At 62.5% G+C, this 25,169-nt stretch carries 24 protein-coding genes; 12 read left to right on the forward strand and 12 right to left on the reverse strand.

Annotated elements, in window-relative coordinates; all coding sequences use genetic code 11:
- Positions 1 to 49: 49 nt before the first annotated feature.
- The 4 genes from tilS to cysS all read right to left on the reverse strand — a co-directional run bounded on the left by tilS (position 50) and on the right by cysS (position 5,085).
- Positions 50 to 1,474 (reverse strand): tRNA lysidine(34) synthetase TilS, encoded by a 1,425-nt coding sequence (tilS, locus tag NCR40_RS08560; RefSeq protein WP_250465164.1) that lies wholly within the window; start codon positions 1,472 to 1,474, stop codon positions 50 to 52.
- A 12-nt stretch (positions 1,475 to 1,486) separates the two neighbouring features.
- The gene (locus NCR40_RS08565; protein ID WP_244825547.1) at positions 1,487 to 2,458 is read right to left on the reverse strand and encodes an acetyl-CoA carboxylase carboxyltransferase subunit alpha; all 972 of its coding nucleotides are present in this window, start codon (positions 2,456 to 2,458) and stop codon (positions 1,487 to 1,489) included.
- Between the two features lie 117 nt (positions 2,459 to 2,575).
- Positions 2,576 to 3,640 (reverse strand): DNA-3-methyladenine glycosylase family protein, encoded by a 1,065-nt coding sequence (locus NCR40_RS08570; protein ID WP_250509220.1) that lies wholly within the window; start codon positions 3,638 to 3,640, stop codon positions 2,576 to 2,578.
- Positions 3,641 to 3,687: 47 nt separating this feature from the next.
- Complete coding sequence (gene cysS / locus NCR40_RS08575) at positions 3,688 to 5,085, reverse strand: cysteine--tRNA ligase (protein ID WP_250509221.1); 1,398 nt, start codon at positions 5,083 to 5,085, stop codon at positions 3,688 to 3,690.
- Between the two features lie 544 nt (positions 5,086 to 5,629).
- Here cysS and NCR40_RS08580 point away from each other — a divergent pair.
- The 4 genes from NCR40_RS08580 (at position 5,630) to NCR40_RS08595 (ending at position 8,539) form a co-directional block, all read left to right on the forward strand.
- Positions 5,630 to 6,430, forward strand: a complete 801-nt coding sequence (locus NCR40_RS08580) for a tetratricopeptide repeat protein (protein WP_502799735.1) — start codon at positions 5,630 to 5,632, stop codon at positions 6,428 to 6,430.
- 136 nt (positions 6,431 to 6,566) lie between these two features.
- A complete protein-coding gene (locus NCR40_RS08585) occupies positions 6,567 to 7,154 on the forward strand; it encodes a peptidylprolyl isomerase (RefSeq protein WP_244825554.1) in 588 nt (195 codons plus the stop codon).
- 72 nt (positions 7,155 to 7,226) lie between these two features.
- Positions 7,227 to 7,718 carry a peptidylprolyl isomerase gene (locus NCR40_RS08590; protein WP_250509222.1) on the forward strand — a complete coding sequence of 164 codons (492 nt, stop codon included), beginning with the start codon at positions 7,227 to 7,229 and terminating at the stop codon, positions 7,716 to 7,718.
- 11 nt (positions 7,719 to 7,729) lie between these two features.
- Positions 7,730 to 8,539, forward strand: coding sequence for a UDP-2,3-diacylglucosamine diphosphatase (locus NCR40_RS08595; RefSeq protein WP_250465168.1), 810 nt, complete (start codon positions 7,730 to 7,732; stop codon positions 8,537 to 8,539).
- A 100-nt stretch (positions 8,540 to 8,639) separates the two neighbouring features.
- Here the strand turns inward: NCR40_RS08595 and cysE are convergent, their stop codons facing one another.
- Together cysE and NCR40_RS08605 are read right to left on the reverse strand one after the other, a co-directional pair.
- Entirely contained in the window at positions 8,640 to 9,425 is a 786-nt protein-coding gene (gene cysE, locus NCR40_RS08600) for a serine O-acetyltransferase (RefSeq protein WP_250509223.1), read from the reverse strand.
- 143 nt (positions 9,426 to 9,568) lie between these two features.
- Positions 9,569 to 10,345: an RNA methyltransferase gene (locus tag NCR40_RS08605; RefSeq protein ID WP_250509224.1), complete on the reverse strand. Its 777-nt coding sequence runs from the start codon at positions 10,343 to 10,345 to the stop codon at positions 9,569 to 9,571.
- A 317-nt stretch (positions 10,346 to 10,662) separates the two neighbouring features.
- Between NCR40_RS08605 and NCR40_RS08610 the strand changes: the two genes are divergently transcribed.
- The 5 genes from NCR40_RS08610 to NCR40_RS08630 all read left to right on the forward strand — a co-directional run bounded on the left by NCR40_RS08610 (position 10,663) and on the right by NCR40_RS08630 (position 17,774).
- Complete coding sequence (locus NCR40_RS08610) at positions 10,663 to 11,466, forward strand: inositol monophosphatase family protein (RefSeq protein WP_244825561.1); 804 nt, start codon at positions 10,663 to 10,665, stop codon at positions 11,464 to 11,466.
- A gap of 227 nt (positions 11,467 to 11,693) precedes the next feature.
- On the forward strand, positions 11,694 to 12,992 hold the full coding sequence (lplT, locus tag NCR40_RS08615) for a lysophospholipid transporter LplT (RefSeq protein ID WP_250509225.1): 1,299 nt from the start codon (positions 11,694 to 11,696) through the stop codon (positions 12,990 to 12,992).
- Positions 12,993 to 13,169: 177 nt separating this feature from the next.
- Positions 13,170 to 13,538, forward strand: a complete 369-nt coding sequence (locus NCR40_RS08620) for an ElaB/YgaM/YqjD family protein (protein WP_244825565.1) — start codon at positions 13,170 to 13,172, stop codon at positions 13,536 to 13,538.
- 212 nt (positions 13,539 to 13,750) lie between these two features.
- Positions 13,751 to 16,453 carry a DNA mismatch repair protein MutS gene (gene mutS / locus NCR40_RS08625; protein WP_250509226.1) on the forward strand — a complete coding sequence of 901 codons (2,703 nt, stop codon included), beginning with the start codon at positions 13,751 to 13,753 and terminating at the stop codon, positions 16,451 to 16,453.
- Positions 16,440 to 17,774: a hypothetical protein gene (locus tag NCR40_RS08630; RefSeq protein ID WP_250509227.1), complete on the forward strand. Its 1,335-nt coding sequence runs from the start codon at positions 16,440 to 16,442 to the stop codon at positions 17,772 to 17,774. Before mutS ends, NCR40_RS08630 begins: the two co-directional genes overlap by 14 nt.
- Positions 17,775 to 17,823: 49 nt before the next feature.
- On the opposite strand, the gene NCR40_RS08635 is transcribed toward NCR40_RS08630, so the two are convergent.
- Entirely contained in the window at positions 17,824 to 18,369 is a 546-nt protein-coding gene (locus tag NCR40_RS08635) for an FKBP-type peptidyl-prolyl cis-trans isomerase (RefSeq protein WP_244825571.1), read from the reverse strand.
- A gap of 33 nt (positions 18,370 to 18,402) precedes the next feature.
- Here NCR40_RS08635 and NCR40_RS08640 point away from each other — a divergent pair, with 33 nt between their 5' ends.
- Together NCR40_RS08640 and NCR40_RS08645 are read left to right on the forward strand one after the other, a co-directional pair.
- Positions 18,403 to 19,650, forward strand: a complete 1,248-nt coding sequence (locus tag NCR40_RS08640) for a cupin domain-containing protein (RefSeq protein ID WP_250509228.1) — start codon at positions 18,403 to 18,405, stop codon at positions 19,648 to 19,650.
- A 269-nt stretch (positions 19,651 to 19,919) separates the two neighbouring features.
- Positions 19,920 to 20,174, forward strand: a complete 255-nt coding sequence (locus tag NCR40_RS08645; RefSeq protein WP_244825575.1) for a hypothetical protein — start codon at positions 19,920 to 19,922, stop codon at positions 20,172 to 20,174.
- A gap of 111 nt (positions 20,175 to 20,285) precedes the next feature.
- On the opposite strand, the gene NCR40_RS08650 is transcribed toward NCR40_RS08645, so the two are convergent.
- Both NCR40_RS08650 and bamC read right to left on the reverse strand, forming a co-directional pair.
- Positions 20,286 to 21,059: an MBL fold metallo-hydrolase gene (locus tag NCR40_RS08650; protein WP_250509229.1), complete on the reverse strand. Its 774-nt coding sequence runs from the start codon at positions 21,057 to 21,059 to the stop codon at positions 20,286 to 20,288.
- 27 nt (positions 21,060 to 21,086) lie between these two features.
- Positions 21,087 to 22,229 carry an NlpB/DapX family lipoprotein gene (bamC, locus tag NCR40_RS08655; protein ID WP_250509230.1) on the reverse strand — a complete coding sequence of 381 codons (1,143 nt, stop codon included), beginning with the start codon at positions 22,227 to 22,229 and terminating at the stop codon, positions 21,087 to 21,089.
- Here bamC and NCR40_RS08660 point away from each other — a divergent pair.
- The gene (locus tag NCR40_RS08660) at positions 22,228 to 22,401 is read left to right on the forward strand and encodes a hypothetical protein (protein ID WP_250509231.1); all 174 of its coding nucleotides are present in this window, start codon (positions 22,228 to 22,230) and stop codon (positions 22,399 to 22,401) included. The genes bamC and NCR40_RS08660 overlap by 2 nt on opposite strands.
- On the opposite strand, the gene dapA is transcribed toward NCR40_RS08660, so the two are convergent.
- The 3 genes from dapA to NCR40_RS08675 all read right to left on the reverse strand — a co-directional run bounded on the left by dapA (position 22,402) and on the right by NCR40_RS08675 (position 25,169).
- Positions 22,402 to 23,307, reverse strand: a complete 906-nt coding sequence (dapA, locus tag NCR40_RS08665; RefSeq protein WP_250509232.1) for a 4-hydroxy-tetrahydrodipicolinate synthase — start codon at positions 23,305 to 23,307, stop codon at positions 22,402 to 22,404.
- Positions 23,308 to 23,370: 63 nt separating this feature from the next.
- The gene (locus NCR40_RS08670) at positions 23,371 to 23,967 is read right to left on the reverse strand and encodes a class I SAM-dependent methyltransferase (RefSeq protein ID WP_250509233.1); all 597 of its coding nucleotides are present in this window, start codon (positions 23,965 to 23,967) and stop codon (positions 23,371 to 23,373) included.
- Complete coding sequence (locus NCR40_RS08675) at positions 23,967 to 25,169, reverse strand: tryptophan--tRNA ligase (protein ID WP_244825581.1); 1,203 nt, start codon at positions 25,167 to 25,169, stop codon at positions 23,967 to 23,969. The genes NCR40_RS08670 and NCR40_RS08675 overlap by 1 nt, the downstream gene beginning before the upstream one ends.

Genomic DNA, 25,169 nt, shown 5'->3' on the forward strand with positions numbered 1-25,169 from the left:
TGCTGCACTCCCGTACTGGAAACTCGCTGCCAGCTGGACACCGCACCCCTCAGGCGATCAACAAATCCGGCCGCCAGATCAACCGCCGCCACGGCCCCTTCGCGTTTTCGACTTCGCGATTCACGCCGACGAGCGGCACGAACATCAGCAACGCGCCGATGAAGATGAGCGGCACATCGCGCTTCCACGCTGGCACGCCGCGCTCCTGGAAGAGATTCTTGAGCGTGCGGCTAGGTGCATCGGATGCAACGCGCAAACGCTCGCCGCCCGCGCGTGAACGCGCGCTCAACGGCGCGGCGCGCAACACGCTTTCGGCGATGACGTCATCGCCCGGTTCGGCGGCAGGCTCGAACACCAGCGACCCGCGCCACTGCGGCAAACGCCAGACTTCCTCGCCCTGCCAGCGCAGTTCGACCAACGCTCTCGCTTGACTCGGACCGTCGTCGAGATCGGGTGCATCGGCGCTGTCGGCCTTCTCCCAGAACAACGCATTGCGATAAACCCGCAGCGCGTGTCCCACATGATCGATACGAAGCGCGTGCCCGTCGCGCGCGTCGGCGGCTGCGTGCAGTTGACGCAGAATGTCCGCGACACGCGCGGTGGATGGCGCCTGCAAGCCGCGATCTCGCATCCAATAACGCAGCAGATTGGTCGCGCGTTCGTCGTCGAGTGCGAGCAGCGCATCGAGCGCGAGCGCGCCTTCTTCCGCGTGCCGCGCCTTTTCCATGTCGATGCCCGCCAGCTCGTCGAGCAAGCGTTGCGCCGAAGCGGCATGCGACGCCGTGCGCGCGAGCGCATCGCGAAAGCCGGGGAAATGCACGGCGAGCACCGGCAGCACGTCATGCCGCAGCGCGTTGCGCGCATAACGCGTATCGGCGTTGGATTCGTCCTCGATCCAGCTCAGGTCGCGCTCATGCGCGTATTGCTCGAGTTGCGCGCGCAGCAGCCGCAACAACGGACGCAGACGCAGCACCTCGCTTGCGTGAAGACGCTGCGGCGCCATCGCCGCGAGGCCCGCGACGCCCGCGCCGCGCAGCAATTGCAGCAGCACGGTTTCGGCCTGATCGTCGGCGTGATGCGCGATCAGAAGCGCCGCCGCGCCTTGCTCGTCGCAGAGATCGTCGAGCGCGCGATAACGCGCATCGCGCGCGGCCGCTTCGAGACTCTCGCCGCCCATGCGGACGACATCGACATGACGCGACGCATATCGCACATCGAGCGAGGCAGCCAGCGCCTCGCAATGCGATACCCACGCATCCGCGTTAGGGCTCAGGCCGTGATGGATATGCAGCGCGATCACGCGCGATGCGCCGAAGCAGCGCACGGCGGCATCGAGAAGAACCGTGGAGTCGAGACCGCCGCTGAGCGCGACGGCCAGTAGCGAGTCGGCGGGCAGCGCCGCCTCCGACAAAGCGCCGCGCAACGCCTCGATAACGAGGCGGCCGGCCGGGGTTTCAGTGTCGAAGTTCGCCATGAGGAACGCGGATCACGCGCCCGGCAGCGTTTCCTTGAACTTGCCGTACGCCATCAGCTTGTCGAAGCGGCGCTCGCGCAGATCCTGCACGCTCATGCCCTGGAACTGGCGCAGGGAATCGGCAAGCGCGCGACGCAAAAGCGCCGCCATGCCCTTGGGGTCGCGATGCGCGCCGCCGAGCGGTTCGTTCACGATCTTGTCGATGAGACCCAGCGCCTTCAACCGATGCGCCGTGAGCCCGAGCGCTTCCGCGGCTTCCGGCGCCTTGGCCGCGCTCTTCCACAAGATCGACGCGCAGCCTTCCGGCGAGATGACCGAGTACGTGGAGAATTGCAGCATCATGACGGTGTCGGCCACGGCGATGGCAAGCGCGCCGCCCGAACCGCCCTCGCCGATGATCGTCGTGATGATCGGCGTCTTCAACTCCGCCATGACGTAGAGATTGCGCCCGATGGCTTCCGACTGCCCGCGTTCCTCCGCGCCGATGCCGGGATACGCGCCGGGTGTATCGACGAAAGTGAAGATGGGCAGATTGAACTTCTCGGCGAGACGCATGAGGCGCTCGGCCTTGCGATACCCTTCCGGGCGCGGCATGCCGAAGTTGCGCAATGCGCGCTCCTTGGTGTCGCGACCCTTCTGATGGCCGATCACCATGCACGGCTGGCCATTGAAACGCGCAAAACCGCCGACGATGGCGAGATCGTCCGCATAGGAACGATCGCCATGCAGTTCATGGAAGTCCGTGAACAGCTCGTTCACGTAGTCGAGCGTGTACGGACGCTGCGGGTGCCGCGCGATTTGCGATACCTGCCACGGCGACAGATTCGCGTACAGATCTTTTGTGAGCTGCTGGCTCTTTTTCGACAGCCGCTCGATTTCTTCCGAAATATCGACAGCGGAATCGTCCTGAACGAAGCGGAGTTCTTCGATCTTCGCTTCGAGTTCAGCGATCGGCTGCTCGAAATCCAGAAACGTGGTCTTCATGTGTTCGAGTCCTAGAACATCGGGCAGGGCGTATTTTAACCGCGTCCGTCCCTGATAAATGCGCGCGGGAACTATCGATTATAAATCAACGATAGTTCGCCAATCTTTTAGTCGGTTCTAATGGTCCGCGGGAATCGGATTGAGACTGCGCCACATGTACCACGTTGCAACCGTGCGCCACGGCTCCCAGTTAGCAGCCACTTCGCGCGCTTCACTGCGCGTGACAGGTTCGCCGCTGAAGTAGTTGACGCTGATCGCCTGAATAAGACCGAGGTCGTCGAGCGGCAAAACGTCCGGGCGCGCCAGGTTGAAGATGAGGAACATCTCCGCCGTCCACCGGCCGATACCGCGAATCTGCGTGAGTTCGGCGATCACGGCTTCGTCGTCCATCGACGCCCAGGTATCCACGTGCAACGCGCCCGATACGAAGTGCTGCGCGAGATCGAGAATGTACTCCGTCTTGCGTTTGGACAAGCCGCACGCCTGAAGCTTCTCCGGGCCGAGCTTGATGAAACGCGCCGGCACGACATCCGGACAAGCGCCCTTCACGCGCTCCCAAATGGCTTGCGCGGCCTTCACCGAGATCTGCTGGCCAGCAACCGAACGCGCGAGCGTCGAGAAGGGATCGCCCAGATTCACGAGATGCATCTGGCCGAACTTCGGAATGAGTTTCTTGAGGATGCGGTCGCGCTTCATCAGGTCGGCGCACGCTTTGTCCCAGTAATCGGGACGCACGACTTCGCGCGTGAGTCCGCCGATCTGCACGGGCACCTCGGCATCCGCCGTGACGACGCGCGACTTGCGCACGACTTCACCGCGCTCCTTGTCGGCGACGAGCGCTTGCGCGTTCGTGGCATCGCCGGCATGCGCGCGTCCGTTCGCCTTGACGGGCGACGCTTCCGCTTCCTCGCTGCGCGCTTTTGTCACGCGAGCGGCTGCGCGGATCGCTTTCGTGTCCGTCTTTGCATCCGCTTTTACGTCCTCACGGCTTACGCCGTTCAGACGCGTGCCGTCGCTACGTCTGAGTGCCGCGCGCTTGACTGCCTTCTGAGCCGAAGCTCTTGCACCATCACTCTTGAGCGTGCTTGTCGTCGCTTGCTCGCCGCGCGTTCGCTTCGTCGCGGGCGATGCATTCCTGACAGACGCGGGTCGCTTGACCGGCGTCTTCCTGGCCGTTGCCATCGTGCCTCCTGCCTGGTGAGTCGATCAGAGGGTATGAAGGGCTGCGTTCACACGCGGCGCCATTCGGTCGACCCACCCGGTTTGTCTTCAAGCGCAATACCGGCTTCGAGCAATTCGGCCCGAATACGGTCTGCTTCGGCATAGTTCCTTGCCTGCTTCGCGGCAACGCGTTCGGCGATCTTCGCTTCGATCTCTTGCGGCGCGAGGCCTTCGGTCGAAGCCGCGCCGCCTGCTTGCTGCAGGAAAGCGCGCGGCTCACGGCCGAGCAGACCCAGCACGCCGGCGAGACCCTTGAGCTGGCGCGCGAGAGAAGTGTCGCGTGTGCGGTTCACTTCGCTCGCGAGATCGAACAGCACCGAGACCGCCACGGGCGTGTTGAAGTCGTCGTTCATCGCAGACTGGAAACGCTGCGCGTTCGCCTCGTTCCAGTCAAGTTGCCGATTGTCCGGCTCGACATCTTTCAACGCCGTATAGAGGCGAGTCAATGCGTTCTTGGCATCGTCGATATGCACGTCGCTGTAGTTCAGCGGCGACCGATAGTGTGCCCGTGCAATAAAGAAACGCACAACTTCGGCATCAAATTTTTCAAGGACTTCGCGAATGGTGAAGAAGTTGCCAAGCGACTTCGACATCTTCTCGTTGTCGATCTGCACATAGCCGTTGTGCATCCAGTAGTTCACGAACGTCTGCCCGGTCGCGCCTTCGCTCTGCGCGATCTCGTTCTCGTGGTGCGGGAACTGCAAGTCCTGGCCGCCGCCATGAATGTCGAACCGGTCGCCAAGCAAGCTGCAGCCCATGGCCGAACATTCGATGTGCCAGCCCGGACGCCCGCGTCCCCACTTCGAGTCCCAGCCCGAGTCCCGCGGCTCGCCGGCCTTCGCCTGCTTCCACAACACGAAGTCGAGCGGATCTTCCTTCGCGTCGTTGGCGGCGACGCGCTCGCCCGCGCGCAAGTCTTCGATGGACTTGCCCGACAGCTTGCCGTAGTCAGCGAACTTGCGCACGGCGTAGTTCACGTCGCCGTCTTTCGCGTGATAGGCATAGCCGTTCGCCTGCAATGCATCGATCATGCCGAGCATCTGCGGAATGAAGTCGGTTGCGCGCGGCTCGAGGTCCGGACGCGCGACGCCGAGCGCATCGGCATCTTCGTGCATGGCCGCGATAAAGCGCGTGGTGAGCGCCTTGATGGGCTCGCCGTTGTCCACCGCGCGACGAATGATCTTGTCGTCGATGTCCGTGATGTTGCGCACGTACGTGACTTTATAGCCGAGCGTGCGCAGCCAGCGCTGCACGATGTCGAACACCACCATCACGCGCGCATGGCCGATGTGACAATAGTCATACACCGTCATTCCGCAGACGTACATGCGTACCTCGCCAGCGCGAAGCGGCGTGAAGGATTGCTTGTCACGCGCGAGCGTGTTGTAGATGCGCAGCGAATTCATAGAGAGACAGTGCGTGAACCCGGAACATTCGTGCATGGCATTGCATGCGGCGTGTCGATGCGGGCTTTACGGCCAAGGCGCACTCGCGAAAGCGACACGACGGTCATGCGACCAGAACGAAGACGGCCACGAGTGGCTGAAAAGGAAAGTCCAACAAGAAAGTCCAACGAGTCCGATGCCTCGCAACGCTGCTTCGATACACCGGGCAATACATGCACTTGCAAAGGATAGCTGCAAGCAGCCGGCGCGTGCGCGAAACGTACGGACCTTTTGTTAGAATGGGTCGGAGTATAACACCGGGGCCTGTGCCCATGAAGTGCCCGGCGTGCCGCGCGACGGACTTCGCGCGTGACGCTCGAACCAAGCCCGCGGCCTTTTGCGGCGGGCTTGTCGGCCAAGTTGCCGCATGCTTCGCTGACTTGCTTCGACACCTGGTTGTCCGCTTGCCGGCCGCTTGCCGGCCGCTCATCCATCAAGCCCGGTTATGATCCCTTCGCTGCTTCATTCCTTGAATCGATTCCAAGTGACTCACGCTCGCGCGCGCATGCCTTCGCACCTCTTCTCTCTTTCCCGCAACATCGCGAGGAACACGCTCATGCGTGCCGGCGCGATCGCGGTCATCGGCATGGCGGCTTCGGTCGGCATCTCGACCACGGCGTTCGCGCAGCTCGCGAAATCCACCACCGACGGCACGCCGCAGATCGACTCGACCATCGCCGGACAAGACTGGAACGCCGCGCTCAAGCAACTCGATGCGCGCATCGCCACCAATCCGACCGACGTGCAGGCGAAGTTCAAGCGCGGCACCGTGCTTGCGCGCCTGAATCGCGACGACGACGCCATCGTGGCCTTCACCGAACTCACGCAGGCGTATCCCGAACTGCCCGAGCCGTATAACAACCTCGCCGCGCTCTACGCCAAGAAAGGCCGCTACGAAGAAGCGCGCGCCGCGCTCGAAACGGCGGTCAAGGCGAACCCGGGCTACGCGCTCGCATACGACAATCTCGGCGATCTTTATCTGCGGCTCGCGAGCGAATCGTACAAACGCGCGCAATCGCTCGGCTCGACGAGTCCGCTCACGCGTCAGCGCGTGACGGCCATTCAGAACATCATCACGCCGCCGCCGGTTCGTCGCGGCGTTGCGGCGAATGGAGCCTCGGGCACGCGCGCCACGGCGGCGCCGCAATCGCCATCGGGTGAATGGGCGCCCGCGCAAGGCTCGGGCAGCACCGACAGCGGCACCGGCCTGTCGACCATGCCCTCACCCGATTCGTACTCGCCGTACGGCGGCGCAACCGGGCCGTTCCCGACCGCGCCTTACGTCGCGCCGCAGACGCAGCCTTGAGACACGCGACCACGGCGCGGCGTCGGACAAGGCTAATTGGCGCACTCGCGCGTGCAGGCGGTAAGCTGTCGGTCGGCCGCGATTGCGGCTGCTTATCTGCATTCGTTTGCATTCATCACCCGAGGACCGATCCTTCATGAAATTGCTGATGCTGGGGCTTACCAGCGCTGCCCTGATCGCTACCGCGCCCGCCTACGCACAGGCGGCGCAATCCGCCACGGGCGCGCATCCGACCGTGCTGTTCCATACCTCGCAAGGTGACTTCAAGGTCGAGCTGTATCCGGAGAAGGCGCCGAAGACGGTCGCGAACTTCCTGGACTATGTGAAGTCCGGTCAATACTCGGGCACGATCTTTCATCGCGTGATTCCGGGTTTCATGATCCAGGGCGGCGGCTATAGCACGAGTTTCGCCGAGAAGCCCACGCGCGCGCCCATCGCGCTCGAAAGCAAGAACGGCCTGAAGAACACGACGGGCACGCTCGCCATGGCGCGCACCAGCGACCCGAATTCCGCCACGGCGCAGTTCTTCATCAATACGGTCGATAATGCAGGACTCGACTTCCCGAATCCCGACGGCAACGGTTATGCCGTCTTCGGCAAGATCGTCTCGGGCATGGATGTCGTGAAGAAGATCGAAGCGAGCCCGACCACCACGCGCGGCCCAATGCAGGACGTGCCGCAAAAGCCGACCGTGATCGAGTCGGCTACCGTGGTCTCGCAATAAACGCACAACCCGGCAGCGTTCGTTCGGTGAACGCCGCTCATCGTCAATCATCAACATACCGGAGAAATCATCATGGTCGAACTGCATACGAACCACGGCGTCATCAAGATCGAACTGGACGCTGAAAAGGCGCCGAAGTCGGTTGAGAACTTCCTCAACTACGTGAAGAAGGGTCATTACGACAACACCGTGTTCCACCGTGTAATCGACGGCTTCATGATTCAGGGCGGCGGCTTCGAGCCGGGCATGAAGCAAAAGCCGACCGATGCCCCCATCGACAACGAAGCCAACAACGGCCTCACGAACGACAACGGCACGGTTGCCATGGCGCGCACGAACCACCCGCATTCGGCAACCGCGCAGTTCTTCATCAACGTGAAGGACAACGACTTCCTGAACCATTCGTCGCCGACGCCGCAGGGCTGGGGCTACACCGTGTTCGGCCGCGTGGTCGAAGGTCTCGACGTGGTGGAGAAGATCAAGAGGGTCAAGACCGGCTCGAAGGGCTTTCATCAGGACGTGCCGGTGGACGACGTCGTGATCGAAAAGGCCGTGGTGGTCTGAACACGGCACGCATGATCGACACGAAGTCTTTCAGGCAAGAGGTCGCGCAAAAAGCAGCGGGCGCAGCGCACAACGCGCGCCCGCTGTTTTTCATTTCCGACCTGCACTTGAGCGAGGCGATTCCGAAGACGGTCGCCGCGTTCGAGCATTTCATCGAAGTCACGGCGAGCGGCGCGGACTCGGTTTTCATCCTCGGCGACTTGTTCGAATTTTGGGTCGGCGACGATATCCTGGATGACGCCGTCGCCGACGAGCGCGCCCGCTTCGCGCGCCGCATGACGAAGCTTTTGCATACGCTCACCGAGCGCGGCATCGCGTTATATGTCATGCATGGCAATCGCGATTTTCTGCTCGGCAAGCGCTTCATGAAGGAAGCCGGCGCACTTCCGTTGCCCGATCCGTTCACCATGACCGCGTTCGGCACGCGTATCGTCCTCGCGCATGGCGACGCGCTCTGCACCGCCGATCCCGGTTATCAGCGCTTTCGGCGCTTTGCGCGCAATCCGTTCGCACAGCGCGCGTTTCTCGCGTTGCCGCTGAAGACGCGGCTCGGCATCGGGCAGCGCATGCGCACGAACAGCGAGGGCGCGCGCATGCAGGGCGAATCGCCGAAATACGACGTGACGCGCAAGGCGGTGTCGGAGCTTTTCATCCGCAGCCGCACGCATACGATGATCCACGGACATACGCATCGTCCGGCGATGCACCGGGAAGTGGAAGGCGCGCGCTGGGTGTTGCCGGATTGGGAACTGGATATGGATGAACCGCGCGGCGGGTATCTGCGGATCGACGAGGAAGGAATTCGCGCGCTGCCGTTGTAGTTCTGGTGCATGACTCTTGGGTTCGCCACGCAGCCGTTGCCGTGCGAGCGCGAAATTCGAACTGCACTCACGCTCTCACGCGCCGCAGCGGCACAAAAAATTACCGCTGCGCGAGTTCGCTTTCCACCTTCCCTTCCATCGACGCGCACAAGCGCTTCAAGTCCACGAGCCCCGCTCCGCCGGCACCATTGAGCGCTTCCACGCGCGCGCCCAGACGTTCGAGCGCGGCGACGATTTCATCGACACGCTGCGTTTGCGTCGATGCGTGATCGATCAAACCGTGAATGGCCAGCGACACCGGATCGTCCGCGTTCGGCGTGATGCCGTAAGCGCAAAAGCCTTCACGCGCGGTTTCCTTTGGCCGCTGCACCGCCGGCATCACGATGCGCGCCGGATTGCCCACCGCCGTGCCGCCCGCCGGAACCGGCTTCACGACGACCGCGTTCGAACCGATCTTCGCTCCCGCGCCGACCGTAAAGCCGCCGAGCACCTTCGCGCCCGCGCCGACGATCACGCCGCGCCCCAGCGTGGGATGCCGTTTCGCGCCGCGCGTGAGCGACGTACCGCCAAGCGTCACGCCCTGATAGATCGTGCAGTCGTCGCCAATCTCGGCCGTCTCGCCGATCACCACGCCCATGCCGTGATCGATGAACACGCGCCTGCCGAGCGTCGCGCCCGGATGAATCTCGATGCCAGTGAGAAAGCGCGCCATCTGCGAGATGAAACGCGCGAGCCAGCGCCACTGCGCGCGCCAGCAAGCATGCGCGAAACGATGCAGCACGATGGCATGTAGGCCGGGATAGCACGTCACGACTTCAACGGCGCTGCGAGCGGCGGGGTCGCGCTCGCGGATGGCGGCGATATCTTCGCGAAGTCGTTGGAACATGTCGTGATCTCGATGGGGTCAGGCGCGAAGCCCAAATGACCGCGCGCGCAAAGCTTATATTTTTGGCGATTGTAGAGTCACTCGGACGAACTCTGCACGATTGTCCCCGCTGCAAGCACGGTTGCTTGCAGCCACCGTCGCGTTCAGGGTTTTTTGACGCGCGCGAGAATATGTTTGGCGATGCCGCGCAGGATATTCACTTCCTCGTGCTCGAGTCCCGAGCGCGCGAAGAGCCGCCGCACGCGCGACATCAGCTTCTTCGGATTGGCGGGATCCAGAAAGTTGAGCGCGACGAGCGCTTCTTCGAAATGCGCGTACATGCCTTCGATCTCATCGCTCGATGCACCCGCGACGTGCGCGGCCGGCTCGACGAGCGTGAGTTCGGACGCGGGCTCCTGAAACGCGACGCGCAATTCGTAGGCGAGGACCTGCACCGCCTGCGCCAGATTGAGCGAGCTATACGCCGGATTCGCCGGGATATGGGCAAGCGCGCTGCAACGCTCGACATCCGCGTTGGACAAGCCCGTGCGCTCGTTGCCGAACACGAGCGCGATGTCGCCATGCCGCACGAGTTCGTGCGCGCGTTCGGCGAGTGCGCGTGGCGGCATCTGCGGCGGACCGTACTCGCGCATGCGCGCCGTGAGCGCGACGGACCAGCGCACGCCGACGAGCGCATCGGCGAGCGTATCGACGACATGGGCGCTCGCGAGCACGTCGTCGGCGCCGCTTGCCATCGCGATCGCTTCGGGTTCGTTCTTGACGTCGGCCACGCGCGGCGCGACCAGCACGAGGCGCGCGAAGCCCATGGTCTTGAGCGCGCGCGCCGCCGCGCCGACATTGCCAGGATGACTCGGCTCGACGAGGATGAAACGGGTCGACGTGAAGCCGCCCGCGGGCGCGATGAATTGGTTGGTGTCCAAGGATGAAGGTGCTTTGCGTGTTGCTAAATGGTTCGTGCGCGTCGGTATTGCGTCTCGTCGCGCATCAATGGCGAACGGGTACACACAGCCCGCTATGTTAGCGATTGTCGGCGATGTTGGCGGCTTTTTGGTTCGCGCGCGCGGCCAAAAGGCGCGTTTCGGGTAAAATAGCGCGCTTGCGTTTCGCCTTTTCAACTTTGCCTGGCGCCGCGCCCCGCTCTTATCCAATTCGTCTTTCGTCGACAAAGTCGTTGTCGCTCATTTAATTCGCCTGCTCGCGGTTCTTGCCCGTGCACGGCGGTCAAAGGATTTCGCTCATGCATCCGATGCTCAATATCGCTGTCAAGGCCGCGCGCCGCGCCGGACAGATCATCAACCGCGCATCGCTGGACCTGGACCGTATCCAGATCAGCAAGAAGCAGCACAACGACTTCGTGACGGAAGTCGACAAGGCGTCCGAAGCCGCCATCATCGAGACGCTGCACACCGCTTATCCCGATCACTCCATTCTTGCCGAAGAATCCGGCAAGGACGATCGCGACTCCGAGTTCCAGTGGATCATCGACCCGCTCGACGGCACCACGAACTTCATCCACGGTTTCCAGTATTACTGCGTGTCGATCGCGCTCGTGCACAAGGGCATCGTGACGCAGTCCGTGATCTACGACCCGACGCGTAACGACCTCTTTACGGCATCGCGCGGCCGTGGCGCGTATCTGAACGAGCGTCGCATTCGAGTTGGCAAGCTGGATCGTCTTTCGGATGCGCTCATCGGCACGGGCTTTCCGTTCCGTGACGGCCAGGGCCTGAACGGCTACATGCGCCTTTTCAGCGAAATGACCTTGTCGTGCGCGGGCCTGCGTCGTCCGGGCGCGGCGGCGCTCGATCTCGCCAATGTCGCGGCGGGCCGTCTCGACGGCTTCTTCGAGCAAGGCATTCATCCGTGGGACGTGGCTGCGGGCAGTCTGCTCGTCACGGAGGCGGGCGGTCTCGTCGGCAACTACACGGGCGAATCGGATTTCCTGTTCCAGAACGAGATCGTCGCGGCCAATCCGAAGGTGTACGCGCAGATGATCAAGGTGCTCGATCCGCATTCGCGCACGAGGTTGACGGGAGAGTAAGGGGCGTTTGGGTCGGCGGGCACGCGCGAGCGTGCCCGCCTAGCGTTTTCCTCGTTCTTCGATCGCCACGCTGCATCACTTCCTGCATCGAATCCGCCGCTCCGATACAGTGCAATCTTTCGCGCACGCGGCAAGGTTCAAGCGCCACAGCACGCTCCTTGGCTGTCCGTTTCCCCCGAACACACCCCGGCGCGCCCCCCACGACGCGCGCCAACTCTCGTTTTGCCATGAAAAAAGGCTTCTACACGATCATTGCCGCGCAGTTCGTCTCGTCGCTTGCGGACAACGCGCTTTTGATCGCCGCGATCGCCATGCTTGCCGTCGTGCAATCGGCGCCGTGGGTCACGCCGCTGCTTCAAATCTTCTTCACGGTGTCGTACGTGGTGCTCGCGCCTTTCGTCGGTGCATTCGCCGATGCCCTGCAAAAGCGCCACGTGATGTTCATCTCCAATGCGCTCAAAGCCGCGGGCTGCGCGCTGATGATCGCGGGCGTGCATCCGATGATTGCATACGGCGTGGTCGGCCTCGGCGCGGCCGCTTATTCGCCCGCGAAGTACGGCATCCTGACCGAACTGCTGCCGCCGCAAAAGCTCATCGCGGCGAACGCGTGGCTCGAATCGGCGACGGTCGGATCGACCATCCTCGGCACGGTGATCGGCGGCGCGCTCGTGAGCCAAGTCGTGGCGCGCTGGGTCGAGAACGCGCACGTGCCGTTGATGCACACTGCCGCGCACGCCGCGATGTTCACGGTCATGCTGATCTACGCGTCGGCGGCCGCGATCAACGCGTTCATTCCCGATACCGGCGCGCGCTACCCGAATCTGCTGAACCAGCCGACGCGTCTCGTCGGCGACTTCTCGCACAGTTTCAAGGTGCTCTGGACCGACAAGCTCGCGCAGATCGCGCTCTGGGTCACGACGCTCCTGTGGGGCGCGGCCGTTACGCTGCAACTGCTCGTGCTCAAGTGGGCCGACGCCAATCTCGGCCTCTCGCTTTCCAAAGCGGCCGTGTTGCAGGGCGTGACGGGTGTGGGCATTGCGCTCGGCGCGGCGGCGGCATCGGCATGGATCGTCTTGCGGCAGTCGCTCAAGGTTCTGCCGGTGGGCGTGCTGATCGGCGCGGTATCGGTGGCCATGGCCTTCTACAACAAGGACATGTTCCCCGCCAATGCAGGCGTGCATATCGGGCCGCTCTTCGCGCCCGCTTATATTCTGATGGCGTATCCGCTGATGATCGCGCTCGGCGGCCTCGCGGGCTTTTTCATCGTGCCGATGAACGCGATTCTTCAGCACCGGGGCGCCACGCTTTTGTCCGCCGGCGCGTCCATCGCCGTGCAGAACTTCAATCAGAACATCGCCGTGCTAGCCATGCTCGGCTCCTACGCGCTGCTCCTCACGATCAAGGTTCCGGTGCAATGGATCATCGTGATATTCGGCGTGTTCGTCGGCGTGATGATGGCGCTCGCCATGCGCCGCCATTCGCAAAACGAACGCGATGTGGATCTCGGCGCGCTCGTCGAGGAATGAAGCTTGCTACCGAGTGTATCCTGGGTTCGTACCAGGCCGCGAAGCCCAGTGGCCTGTGCAATCGGTCGCGGGCAACCGCGAAAAACCTGGTAGACAGAGCATCAGACGCGGCACGCTGCAATACATGCGGGTTCGCGTCGTGCGACTCTTTTCGGCACGTCAATAAGGAGCAAGGAAATGGGATTGTTCACACGTTCGACGCTCGACAGCAAAATCAATGGCGCAGCCAACGTGGGCCAGCGCGCCGTGCGCGGTGCGAGCGATGCGGTCGATTCGGCCAGCAGCCAGTTGCGCAGTTTGCTCGATGACCTCGAAAGCTCGATCCAGAGCGGCAAGGATATCGACGGCGACAAGTTGCGCCGTGACTTGCAATCGAAGCTCAAGACCGCTCGTTCGCAAATCGACGGCGCGAGTACGGCACTGACAGGCAAGCTCGGCGATGCCGCAGGCTACGCCGACGAATTCGTGCACGACAAGCCGTGGCATACGCTGGGCGCGGTGGCAGGTCTCGCGCTGCTGGTCGGATTTCTGGCCGGACGCGCATGAGGATCAGCGCTTTTAGCGTTGCGTGGTTCTGACGAAGGCGCCGGCGAGTCCGGCGCCTTCGTTCTTTCATCGTTACTGGAGCACGTTCTCGACCCTAGCCCGTTCGGCCGACTCCTCTCGCACGTGCCCGACAGGTTAAACTCATGCCCTATCAGTTGGCGCGCGGCTGAACGCACGCTGCGCCCGGCGTCTTTGCACTTACCGCACGCAAGATGGGCAATCAAACGGCAACTCCCGAACCTTCTTCCAATGCAGCGGCCGCGCTTCCGGCGGATATCGCGCAGCACACTCCCATGATGCAGCAGTACTTGCGCATCAAGTCGGAGTATCCCGGCACGCTCGTCTTTTATCGTATGGGCGACTTCTACGAGCTCTTTTTCGACGATGCCGAGAAAGCCGCGCGCCTGCTCGACCTCACGCTCACGCAACGCGGCACGTCGAACGGCAATCCAATCCGCATGGCGGGCGTGCCGCATCACGCATGCGAGCAATATCTCGCCAAGTTGGTGAAGCTCGGCGAATCGGTGGCGATCTGCGAGCAGATCGGCGACCCGGCGACATCGAAAGGACCAGTCGAACGCAAGGTCATGCGCGTGGTCACGCCCGGCACGCTGACCGACGCGGCGCTCCTCGCCGATAAAAGCGACGTCTATCTGCTTGCGCTCTGCCCCATGCACAACCGGCGCGGCGTGGTGACGAGCGTCGGCCTCGCGTGGCTCAATCTCGCGAGCGGCGCGCTGCGGCTCGCGGAAGTCGCGCCCGAGCAAGTGAGCACGGCGCTCGAACGCATCCGTCCGGCGGAAACGCTTATCGCGGATACCGTCACCGACACGCGCGCTTCCTTCGGCGTGACGAATCTCACGGCGACCACGCGCGTGCCCGCATGGCATTTCGACGTTAGCTCCGGCACCAAGCGTCTCGGCGAACAACTGGATGTAGCGAGCCTCGACGGCTTCGGCGCGCAGACCCTCACCTGCGCGTGCGGCGCGGCGGGTGCGCTGCTCATCTACGCGGCCGCCACGCAAGGCCAGCAGTTGCGCCACGTGCGCAGCCTGAAGGTGGAATACGAGTCGGAGTACATCGGGCTCGATCCTTCCACGCGCCGCAATCTCGAACTCACCGAGACGTTGCGCGGCACGGAATCGCCCACACTGTTCTCGCTTCTCGATACCTGCTGCACGACCATGGGCAGCCGTCTGTTGCGTCATTGGCTGCATCATCCGCCGCGCGATACGTCGATTGCGCAGGCGCGTCAGCATGCCATCGGCGCATTGCTCGATGCGCCCGCCGCGAGCGGTCTCGACGCGCTGCGAAGCACGTTGCGCAAGATCTCGGACATCGAACGCATCACGGGGCGTCTTGCGCTGTTGTCGGCGCGTCCGCGCGATCTGTCGAGCCTGCGCGATACCTTCGCCGCCCTGCCCGATCTGCGCGCCTTGGTGGCAGCCGTGCCCGCGCAGACGGCGGCGCTCGTGCGCATTGGCGGAGCGCTCGAACCGCCGCGCGAGTGTCTCGATTTGCTCACGGCCGCCATCGCGCCCGAGCCTGCCGCGCTGATCCGGGACGGCGGCGTGATCGCGCGCGGCTACGACACGGACCTCGACGAGTTGCGCGACATTTCGGAGAACTGCGATCAGTTCCTGATCGATCTCGAAACCCGCGAACGCGCGCGTACGGGCATCACCAATTTGCGCGTCGAGTTCAACAAGGTGCATGGCTTCTATATTGAAGTCACGCGCGGACAGACTGACAAGGTGCCCGACGACTACCGGCGCCGGCAGACGCTCAAGAACGCCGAGCGCTACATCACGCCCGAACTCAAGACTTTCGAGGACAAAGCGCTTTCGGCGCAAGAGCGGGCGCTCACGCGTGAACGCTTGCTTTACGACGCGCTCTTGCAAAATCTGCTGCCATTTATTGCAGATTGTCAGCGCGTCGCGGCAGCGCTCGCCGAACTGGATCTGCTCGGCGCTTTCGCCGAACGCGCGCATGCGCTCGACTGGGTCGCGCCCGAGTTCGCCGCGGGTGCGGGCATCGATATCGAACAAGGGCGGCACCCCGTGGTCGAGGCGCAGGTCGAGCAATTCATCGCCAACGACTGTTGCCTGTCGCAAGAGCGCAAGCTCTTGCTCATCACCGGTCCGAACATGGGCGGCAAGTCCACCTTCATGCGGCAAACGGCGTTGATCGCGCTCATGGCTCACGTCGGCAGCTACGTGCCGGCGAAGCGCGCACGCTTCGGCGCGCTGGACCGCATCTTCACGCGAATCGGTGCGGCGGACGATCTCGCGGGCGGGCGCTCGACGTTCATGGTCGAGATGACCGAAGCAGCCGCCATTCTCAACGACGCGAGCGCATCCAGCCTCGTGCTGATGGATGAAATCGGGCGCGGCACGTCCACGTTCGATGGCCTCGCGCTGGCATGGGCCATCGCGCGCCATCTGCTCACGCATAACGGCTGCTACACGCTCTTCGCCACGCACTACTTCGAGCTCACGCAACTGCCCACGGAGTTTACGCAGGCGGCCAACGTGCATCTTTTGGCCGTCGAGCACGATCATGGCATCGTGTTCCTGCATTCGGTCAATGAAGGTCCGGCCAATCAGAGTTATGGTCTGCAAGTCGCGCAACTGGCTGGCGTGCCGTCCGCGGTGATCCGCGCGGCGCGCAAGCATCTCGCGCATCTGGAGCAGCAGTCCATCGGCCAGCCGACACCGCAATACGATCTCTTCGCGAGCCCGGCTTACCATTATGAAGACGAGCCGGAAGCATCGCCGGTTCACGCGCCGCCCGAGCATCCCGCACTCGATAAGCTGCGTTCACTCGATCCGAACGAGTTGCGTCCGCGCGATGCGCTCGAACTGCTGTTCGAATTGCACGACATGGCGAAGTCCGCGGCGGATGACGCGCGTTGAGCGCCTCTCGGCGGGCGGTCTGATGCGCGCGTTCTGCGCGGCGGCACTGCTTGGTGCCGCGCTCACGCACGCCCATGCTCAAGGCGAAGACAACGGGCCGCTTACCTTCGCCGTCATTGCCGATTCTCTTTCGCGTCCCGCCGACGAAGCGCCCGTGCGGCAAATGCTCGATGCCATCGGCCGCGATCGGAATCTGGCGTTCATCGTCTATGACGGAAATCTGAAGGGACCGGCCGAAGCATGCCGCGACAGCGTGTATCAGTCGCGCCACGATCTTCTCGATGCATCGCGCACGCCGCTCATCATGCTGCTCGGCGAACACGACTGGGCCGATTGCGGCTCGGCGCGCTCAGGCGCATATGATCCGGTCGAACGGCTCGATTTCGTCCGTCAGCAATTTTTCGGCGATGCAGGCTCACTTGGACAGAACCCGCTCACGCTCGCACGCGAAAGCGATGTCGCGCGCTTTCGCTCATTCCGCGAGATCGTGCGTTGGCAAGCGAACGGCGTCGCGTTCATCGGACTCAATGCGCCGAGCCCGAACAATCACTACCTGACGGCCGGCGGGCGCAACGGCGAGTTCGAGGATCGCGCGGTGGCGACCACGTTCTGGCTCGAACATGCGGCGGAATCGGCGCGACGTTCGGGCATGCGCGCGCTCGTCGTGCTCATGCAGGGCGATCCGGATTTCGCGCGCTATGAAAAGCGCGATCGTTTTGCATGGCTGCGCTTTTCGCGCACGAACCCGGTACGCGACGGCTTTCTCGAACTGAAGCGCAGCCTCGTGAAAGCGGCGGAGACGTTTCGCGGACCGGTGATCGTCATTCATGGCGGCGACGCCAGCGAGCCGAGCGGCTTTCATATCGATCAGCCCTTGCACAACGACAAGGGATTGGTGGTGACGAATCTCACGCGGGTTGCGATCGCGTTGAAGAAACCGCAGACGCAGTGGCTCGAAGTTCAGAGCGATGCTTCTTGGCATCCGCCATTCCGGCTGCGCGTGCGCAACGTGAGCGATGTCCGTAAGCGCGACAGCAGCGATCAGCAAAACGAAGCACCTGCGCAATCGAGCGGTTCGTCTGCACCACTGGGTGCGTCTTCTTATGCGGCGCCCATCGTGCCGCCAACCACGCCGCCCGCCTTGCCGCGCGATGACCTCCCCGCTCCGTTGCCCGCGCCACCTTCCTTACCGCAGCCGCCTGCATCGGACCTGCCACCGGTCTTTACGCCGCAATCCATGCCGCCATTGTTTCCATTGCCGGCATCGGGCGTACAGAACGGTGCAGCGCCTCAAGGCTCGAACGAAAGCAATCGATATTAAAAAAAGCGCAGCAAGCGCTGCGCTTTTCGGACTGCATCAAACAAGATGATCAGTGCAGCGTGGGGCCCGCGTCTTTCGGCGGCTCTTCATCATCATCTTCGTCGTCGGCCACTTGAAGGCCGTCCGCGCCATGCGCGTGCTGATGCACGATTTCGTCTTCCGTGGCCGTGCGCACTTCCTGCACCGACAATGCGAAGCGCAGCGCCATGCCTGCGAGCGGATGATTGCCGTCGAGCACGACCTTGTCTTCGGCAACGTCGGTCACCGTATAAATGAGCGAGTCGAGTTCGTCGTCGGCGTCTTCGGGCGTGCCTTCGAACTGCATGCCCACTTCGAGCGGTTCGGGGAAACGGCTGCGTTCCTCGATCTTCACGAGTTCAGGGTCGTACTCGCCGAATGCATCTTGCGGCTCCAGTTGAATGGACGTTTCATAGCCAGGTTCGCGACCATCGAGCGCTTCCTCGATCTTGGGGAACGTGCCATCATAGCCGCCGTGCAGATAGACCATCGGCTCGTCGCTTTCTTCGATCAGATTGCCTTGTGCATCCGATAGCTTGTAAGCGACCAGAACGACAGTGTCTTTCGCAATTTTCATTGGATCCTCCAAGATACAAGCCTCGATTATACGATGCCCAAGCGGCCACCTGAAGCAACACCCATCCCCGATTCCAGCCTGCGTCCCAACATGCACAAGCCTGGCGCACCGTTACCCGACGAGCCTACGCCTCTGTTGGGCAACCGCACGCCGCAACAGTTCATGCGGCGTTACTGGCAGAAGAAGCCGCTCCTGATTCGCCAGGCGTTCCCCGGCATGAAGGCGCCGCTGTCGCGCGACGAACTCTTCGAACTCGCCGATCTCGACGACGTCGAATCGCGCCTCATCACGCATTTTCGCAATACGTGGAACATGGAGCACGGACCGTTCGCATCCGACGAACTGCCGGCCGTCAAGAAGCGCGAATGGACGCTGCTCGTGCAAGGCGTGAACCTGCATGACGATCGCGCCGCCGCGTTGATGAACTGCTTTCGCTTCATCCCCGATGCGCGCCTGGACGATCTCATGATCTCCTATGCAACCGATGGCGGCGGCGTCGGCCCGCACTTCGACTCTTACGATGTGTTCCTGCTTCAAGTGCATGGCAAGCGCCGCTGGCGCTTCGGCGCACAGCGCGATCTCTCGCTAAAACCCGACATGCCGTTGAAAGTTTTACAGCACTTCGAGCCCGAGGAAGAATGGGTGCTGGAGCCGGGAGACATGCTGTATCTGCCGCCTCATATCGCGCATGACGGGATCGCCGAAGGCGAGTGCATGACTTGCTCTATCGGCTTTCGCGCGCCTTCCACGCGAGAACTCACGGCGCAGTTCCTCTATCACCTAGCCGAACGCATGGGCGATACACCGGCGAACGCAAAGGCGCAGGCGCGCTATCGCGATCCGCAACAGGAGCCGGTTACGAAACCCGCGCTTTTGCCGCAGCTTCTGCTCGACCGGGTTGGCTCGATCCTTGCGGATATCAAATGGACCGAAAAGGATATCGCGGCGTTTTTAGGCAGTTATTTGAGTGAGCCGAAAGCGAATGTCGTTTTTGATCCGCCGGAGCGTGCGCTTAATCAGCAAAAGTTTGTTGAGCGCGCGAAGAAGGCAGGTATAACGCTCGACCGTAAGACTATTCTGCTCTATGACAAGACGTCTTATTTTGTTAATGGCGAGGTTGAAGCGTTAACTGCAAGGGCTAAAAAGTGGCTTCCCGAACTGGCCGATGCACGTTGCCTTGAAGGGAAACGCTTTGTAACACTTACAGATGATTCTTCAATGACATCGCTGCTGCACGAATGGTATTGTGCGGGCTGGATTAAGCTGGACTCTTTGATCTGAATTGCTTGACAGCCAATGTGCCGCCAAGTATTTGCGGAACTAATTGTTTTGCTGTCCCGCAATATGAAAATTTGTATGAGAAAGACAACGTATCGGCCCCCGATTTATCGACGGTCGCGTCGAAAGTGCCTATAATTTCCGGCCAAGCCGTAGGATGTCTCACAACAAAAAAATATTGTGGGGCTCCACAGCGGCCCAGGTCGGTGTTGGAGCACACATTACCGGTACTTTGCGCTGTTGCTTACCTTTAACCATAAAAGGACGTGATCATGAAGAAATCCCTCCTCGTAGCATCCCTGTTGGCTGCTGTTGCTCTTGCTGCATGCAACAAGTCTAGCGATTCGGCTGCTCCGAGCGCTGCAAGCGATACGTCGGCTGCTTCGGCACCGGCGGCTGCTGCTTCGGACGCAAACGCTGCAGCATCGAGCGCTTCGGCCGCTGCAAGCGACGCAGCTTCGGCTGCTGGCGCAGCATCGGACGCTGCCGCTTCGTCGGCTGCCCCGGCTTCGGGCGCAAGCCAGTAAGGTTGAGTCCTTACTTAGTGCGGGCTGCTTCATCGCAGCTTGCATACAAAAAAACCGGCTTTTGGGCCGGTTTTTTTGTGCCTGCGTTTTCTATGCGAGTTGCTTAGATGATCAAAGCGCGAGCCAATCGAACCCTTCGGTCTGCGTTGCAACGACGACATCCACCGCCGACGCACCCACTACGCTAGCGAGCGCCGCTTGCGCCAGATGCGGCAGATTGTTTTGCTGACTGAGATGCGCGGCAACCAAATGACGCAACTTTGAACGGTCAAGCGCCGCGAGAATCGCAGCGGCGGCGTAATTATTCAGGTGTCCGTGCGTTCCGCCGATGCGCGCCTTCAACGAAGCCGGATAGCGGCTTCCCGCGAGCATGTCGATATCGTGATTGGACTCGAGCACAAGCGCATCGCACCCGCTCAACACGTTCAGAATGTGCGGCGTCGACACACCCACGTCGGTTAGCACGCCGAGACGGCTTGCGCCGTCCGAAAACACGTACTGCAAGGGCTCTCGTGCGTCGTGCGGCACCGTGTAAGGCAAGAGGCTGATATCGCCGATGGCGACGCTCTCATCGCCCCACAACACGTTAAGCTGAACGTTCGCTTCGTCGGCGCCGCATGCGCGCGCCGTGCCCCAACTCATATGCAATGGAATGGACCACTTGCGCGCAAGCGTCAGCGCGCTGCCGATATGATCCGTGTGTTCATGCGTGATGACGATGGCATCGAGCTCGTCCGCGCGGCAGCCGAGCCGCGCGAGCCGGCGCTCGGCTTCCTTCGCGGAGAACCCGCAGTCGAGCAGCACGCGCGTGGTGGTCGTGCCGCTCGTCGCCTCGACGAGCAATGCATTGCCTTCGCTACCGCTGCCGAGGCTCGCAAATCTCACAATGTGTCCATGTCGATACGCGAATATTCAGTTTAACTGCGCGTGCAGCAAGGACACGATACGCTGCGCATCCGACGAATTGTCCGGCTGGCCGTTGGCGTCGACCACGGCGATCTGCGTAAGCGCATCCGCCTTCGGCTTCACGTTGACGAAGAACTGGCGTGTAGGCATGGGCGTGTTGCTCGAAAACAGCTTGCCGAAGAAACCTTCCTTCTTCAGCTCCGCCATGGAGTCCGAATAATGCACGTAGTAGAGACCCTTCGCGCGGTCGCGATTGTCCACCGTGAAGTTGGTGCGATCGAGCGCGAGGCCCACGCGCAGCCACGCGCGATCGAACGGCTCTGCCAGATCGAGCGTCGAGCCGCCCGCGGCTGAATTGACCGCGACTTTCGCGCCCGCCGGACGCGCCTGCGTCACGAGCTTCTTGCCCTGGTCTTCGGTCAGGCCGAACTTCTGCATGATCTTCACGAGAATCGCGGCTTCGAGCGCCGGATTGCGCGGACGCGTTTCCCAGCGCGACGAAGTCTTGTCCTGACCCGTCAGCACTTCTTCCATCGCGCTATGCGTGACGTTGATGTCGGTCGAGCCGTCCGCCGCGCGATCCACTTGCGTGCGGAACATGTCGCGCGTACCCGACGAATATGCGAAGTCGATCAGCTTGCCGACGCTCTTTCTGAACCAGTCGTCCGGAATGTTCGCGCGATTCTCGGCCCAGTCGGTCGACATGATGCCGGTCTGCGGCGAGTCGGTCTTGAGCGTAAAGCCGTTCTCCGTCCAGAACTCCTGCAGTTGCGGCCAGACTTGGTCGGGCACACGGCCGTCGACGACGAGCCAGCGGCGGTCGCCATCGCTTTCCACGTGCATGCCGTACGGATCTTGCGCTGTCGGCACGCCGAGCGTGGTGTTGCCGGCCGGCGTGACCGAACGCGCGGCGGTGCCGCCGAGCGTGTTTTCCTTGGGCGGCGCGGCGTAACGCTGGCTGATGTCGGCGGTGGAAAGATCGGACGGCACGGCCAACGCGGGCGCGGTCTCAGCAGCCTTGTAGTTGACGCGGTCCGGCGCGAGCCAGTCGTTGAGCGTATCGCAGCCGGCAAGCGCGAAGACGGCGCTGACGCCGAGTGACAACACGCTCAGGCGTTTGGCTTGAGTAAGAAGAGCGGAACGGTTCATGAGGTCCTTCTTTGCTGCTGATGACGCATTGCCTCGCGTCGTTCCCGCGTTATTCGTGCGGGCCGACGGGGCCAATGAACGGCGGTTGATGACTGATGAAGTGGCTCATTTCGATCACTTGCGGCGGTGCTGGCGTCTCGATGATTTCGATAAGGTCGCCCGCCGCGCCTGATCAGGCGAGCAGCCCGGTTTCGCGCAACGCGTCGCGCACCACGTCGTGGTAGCGCTCGTCGAGCGGCGTGAGCGGCAGACGAATGCCGCCTTCCATGCGGCCGAGCGCTTGCAGCGCCCACTTGGCCGGAATCGGATTCGCTTCGCAGAAGAGTTGCTTGTGCAGCGACAGCAAGCCGAGATGGATACGGCGTGCGGTGATGGCGTCGCCTTCGAGCGCGGCGCGGCACAACTGGCTCATGGCCTTCGGCGCGACGTTGGCCGTCACCGAGATGTTACCGTGGCCGCCGAGCAGCATGAGCGCGATGGCGGTGGGATCGTCGCCGCTATAGATCGAGAAATGCGCCGGCGCGTGCTTGATGAGATGCGCCGCACGATCGATATTGCCGGTGGCTTCCTTCACGCCGATGATGCCCGGCACTTCGGCAAGACGCAGGATGGTCTCGTTGCTCATGTCGGCCACGGTGCGGCCCGGCACGTTGTAGAGAATCACCGGCAGGTCGACGGCTTCCGCAATCGCGCGGAAGTGGCGGTACATGCCCTCTTGCGTCGGCTTGTTGTAATACGGAACGACTTGTAGCGTGGCATCGGCGCCGACCTTTCTGGCCTGCTTCGACAGCTCGATGGCCTCTGCCGTCGAATTGCCGCCCGCGCCCGCGATGATCGGGAAGCGCTTGGCCGTATGCTCGACGGCCGTCTGCACCATCAGCACGTGTTCTTCCACCGACAAGGTGGCGGACTCGCCGCTCGTTCCGACTACGACCAGTCCATTCGAGCCTTCCGCGACGTGCCAGTCGATCAGCTTTCGAAACGCCGGCAAATCGAGACTACCGTCCTCGTGCATCGGTGTGACGATGGCAGGAATGCTGCCGCGGATCTGGATGCCGCCAAGTGTTCCGTTTGTCATGAAACTCTATGAATTTAATCGAAAATTTAGTCGCAAAAAGCGCGATACCGCGATTGTAGCGGATTAGCCGGTCAATTCGTAACGTGGCCAACCCGAGGGTGTGTTACCGGTTGTGTCCTCAATCGCGCCGGCTTTTGCGGGCTCTGGAACGAGTACAGCGCAGATTCGTTGCACGAAGGCAGGATGCGGAGCATCGACGAAACCGTCTTCATACGCGATCACGCGCAGACGGCCGCGCACGGCTTCGAGCAACTCGCCAGGTTCGAGCAGAAACGCAGGATTGGACGGTTTACCGACGGTTTGGTTGCCGGCCGCGAAGGTTTCGTAGATAAGCGCGCCGCCCGGCGCGAGCGCATGAATCAGATGCGTGAAAAGCGGACGATGCAGGTAGCGCGTAACGACGACCGCCCCGAACGTCCGGCCGCCAGCCAGCGGCCACGGCGCGCCTTCGAGATCGGCGCACAACGTCGCGATGTCGGGAAGCGCGGACATGGAGGCGAGTGCATCGGCGTCACGGTCGACGGCCAGTACCGCGTGCCCGCGCGCCGCGAGCCAGCCCGCGTGGCGGCCGCTTCCGGATGCGACATCGAGCACCGAAGCGCCGGGCGCAATGAGATGCGCCCAGCGCGTGACCCAACCGCTCGGCGTGCCAGCGTCCATCAGTTGTAGGACAGGCCCATTGCCTCGCGTACGTCGCGCATGGTTTCGACGGCGAACTTGCGTGCCTTGTCGCAACCGTCCGCGACGATGGCGCGCAACAGCGAAGGATCGTCCATGTACTTCTGCGCGCGTTCGAGCATGGGCTGCTGCTCGCGCAAGATGCCTTCGATCACCGGTTGCTTGCAGTCGAGGCAACCGATTCCCGCGCTGCGGCAGCCCTTTTGCACCCACTCGTGCGTGGCTTCGTCGGTATAGACCTGATGCAGTTGCCAGACCGGGCACTTGTCCGGATCGCCCGGATCGGTGCGTCGCACGCGAGCCGGATCGGTCGGCATGGTGCGCACTTTCTTCGCGATGGTCTCGGCGTCCTCCCGCAAGCCGATGGTGTTGCCATACGACTTCGACATCTTCTGGCCGTCGAGACCCGGCATGCGCGACGCTTCCGTCAACATCACTTGCGGCTCGACGAGAATCAGCTTGCGCGCGCCTTCCAGATAGCCGAACAGGCGCTCGCGATCGCTCATCGACAGGCTCTGCGATTCCTGCAGCATCGCGCGGGCTTGTTCGAGCGCTTCGTCATCGCCTTCCTGTTGATACGCCACGCGCAATTCGTGATACAGCTTCGCGCGCTTGCCGCCCAGCTTCTTCGCGGCTTCGAGCGCCTTCTCCTCGAAATCCGGTTCCTTGCCGTACAGGTAGTTGAAGCGGCGCGCGATCTCGCGCGTCATCTCCACGTGCGGCACCTGATCTTCGCCGACCGGCACGAGCGAGGCGCGATACAGCAGAATGTCCGCCGCCATCAGCACCGGATAGCCGAGAAAGCCGTAAGTGGAGAGATCTTTCTCGCGCAGCTTTTCGATCTGTTCCTTGTAGGTCGGCACGCGTTCCAGCCAGCCGAGCGGCGTGCCCATGCCGAGCAGGAGCGACAGTTCCGCATGCTCCGGCACGCGGCTCTGAATGAAGAGCGTGGCCTGCGCCGGGTCGATACCCGACGCGAGCCAGTCGATCAGCACTTCCCAGACGTTTTTCTCGATGACCTCGGGCGTCTCGTAGTGCGTCGTGAGCGCGTGCCAGTCGACCACGGCGAAGAAGCACGGGTATTCGGACTGCAGCCGCACCCAGTTTTTCAGCACGCCGTGATAGTGGCCGAGATGCAGCGAGCCGGTCGGCCGCATGCCGGAGAAGATACGGTCAGGGAACAT

The organism is Caballeronia sp. GACF4, from assembly GCF_023631025.1.
Lineage (GTDB): Bacteria > Pseudomonadota > Gammaproteobacteria > Burkholderiales > Burkholderiaceae > Caballeronia.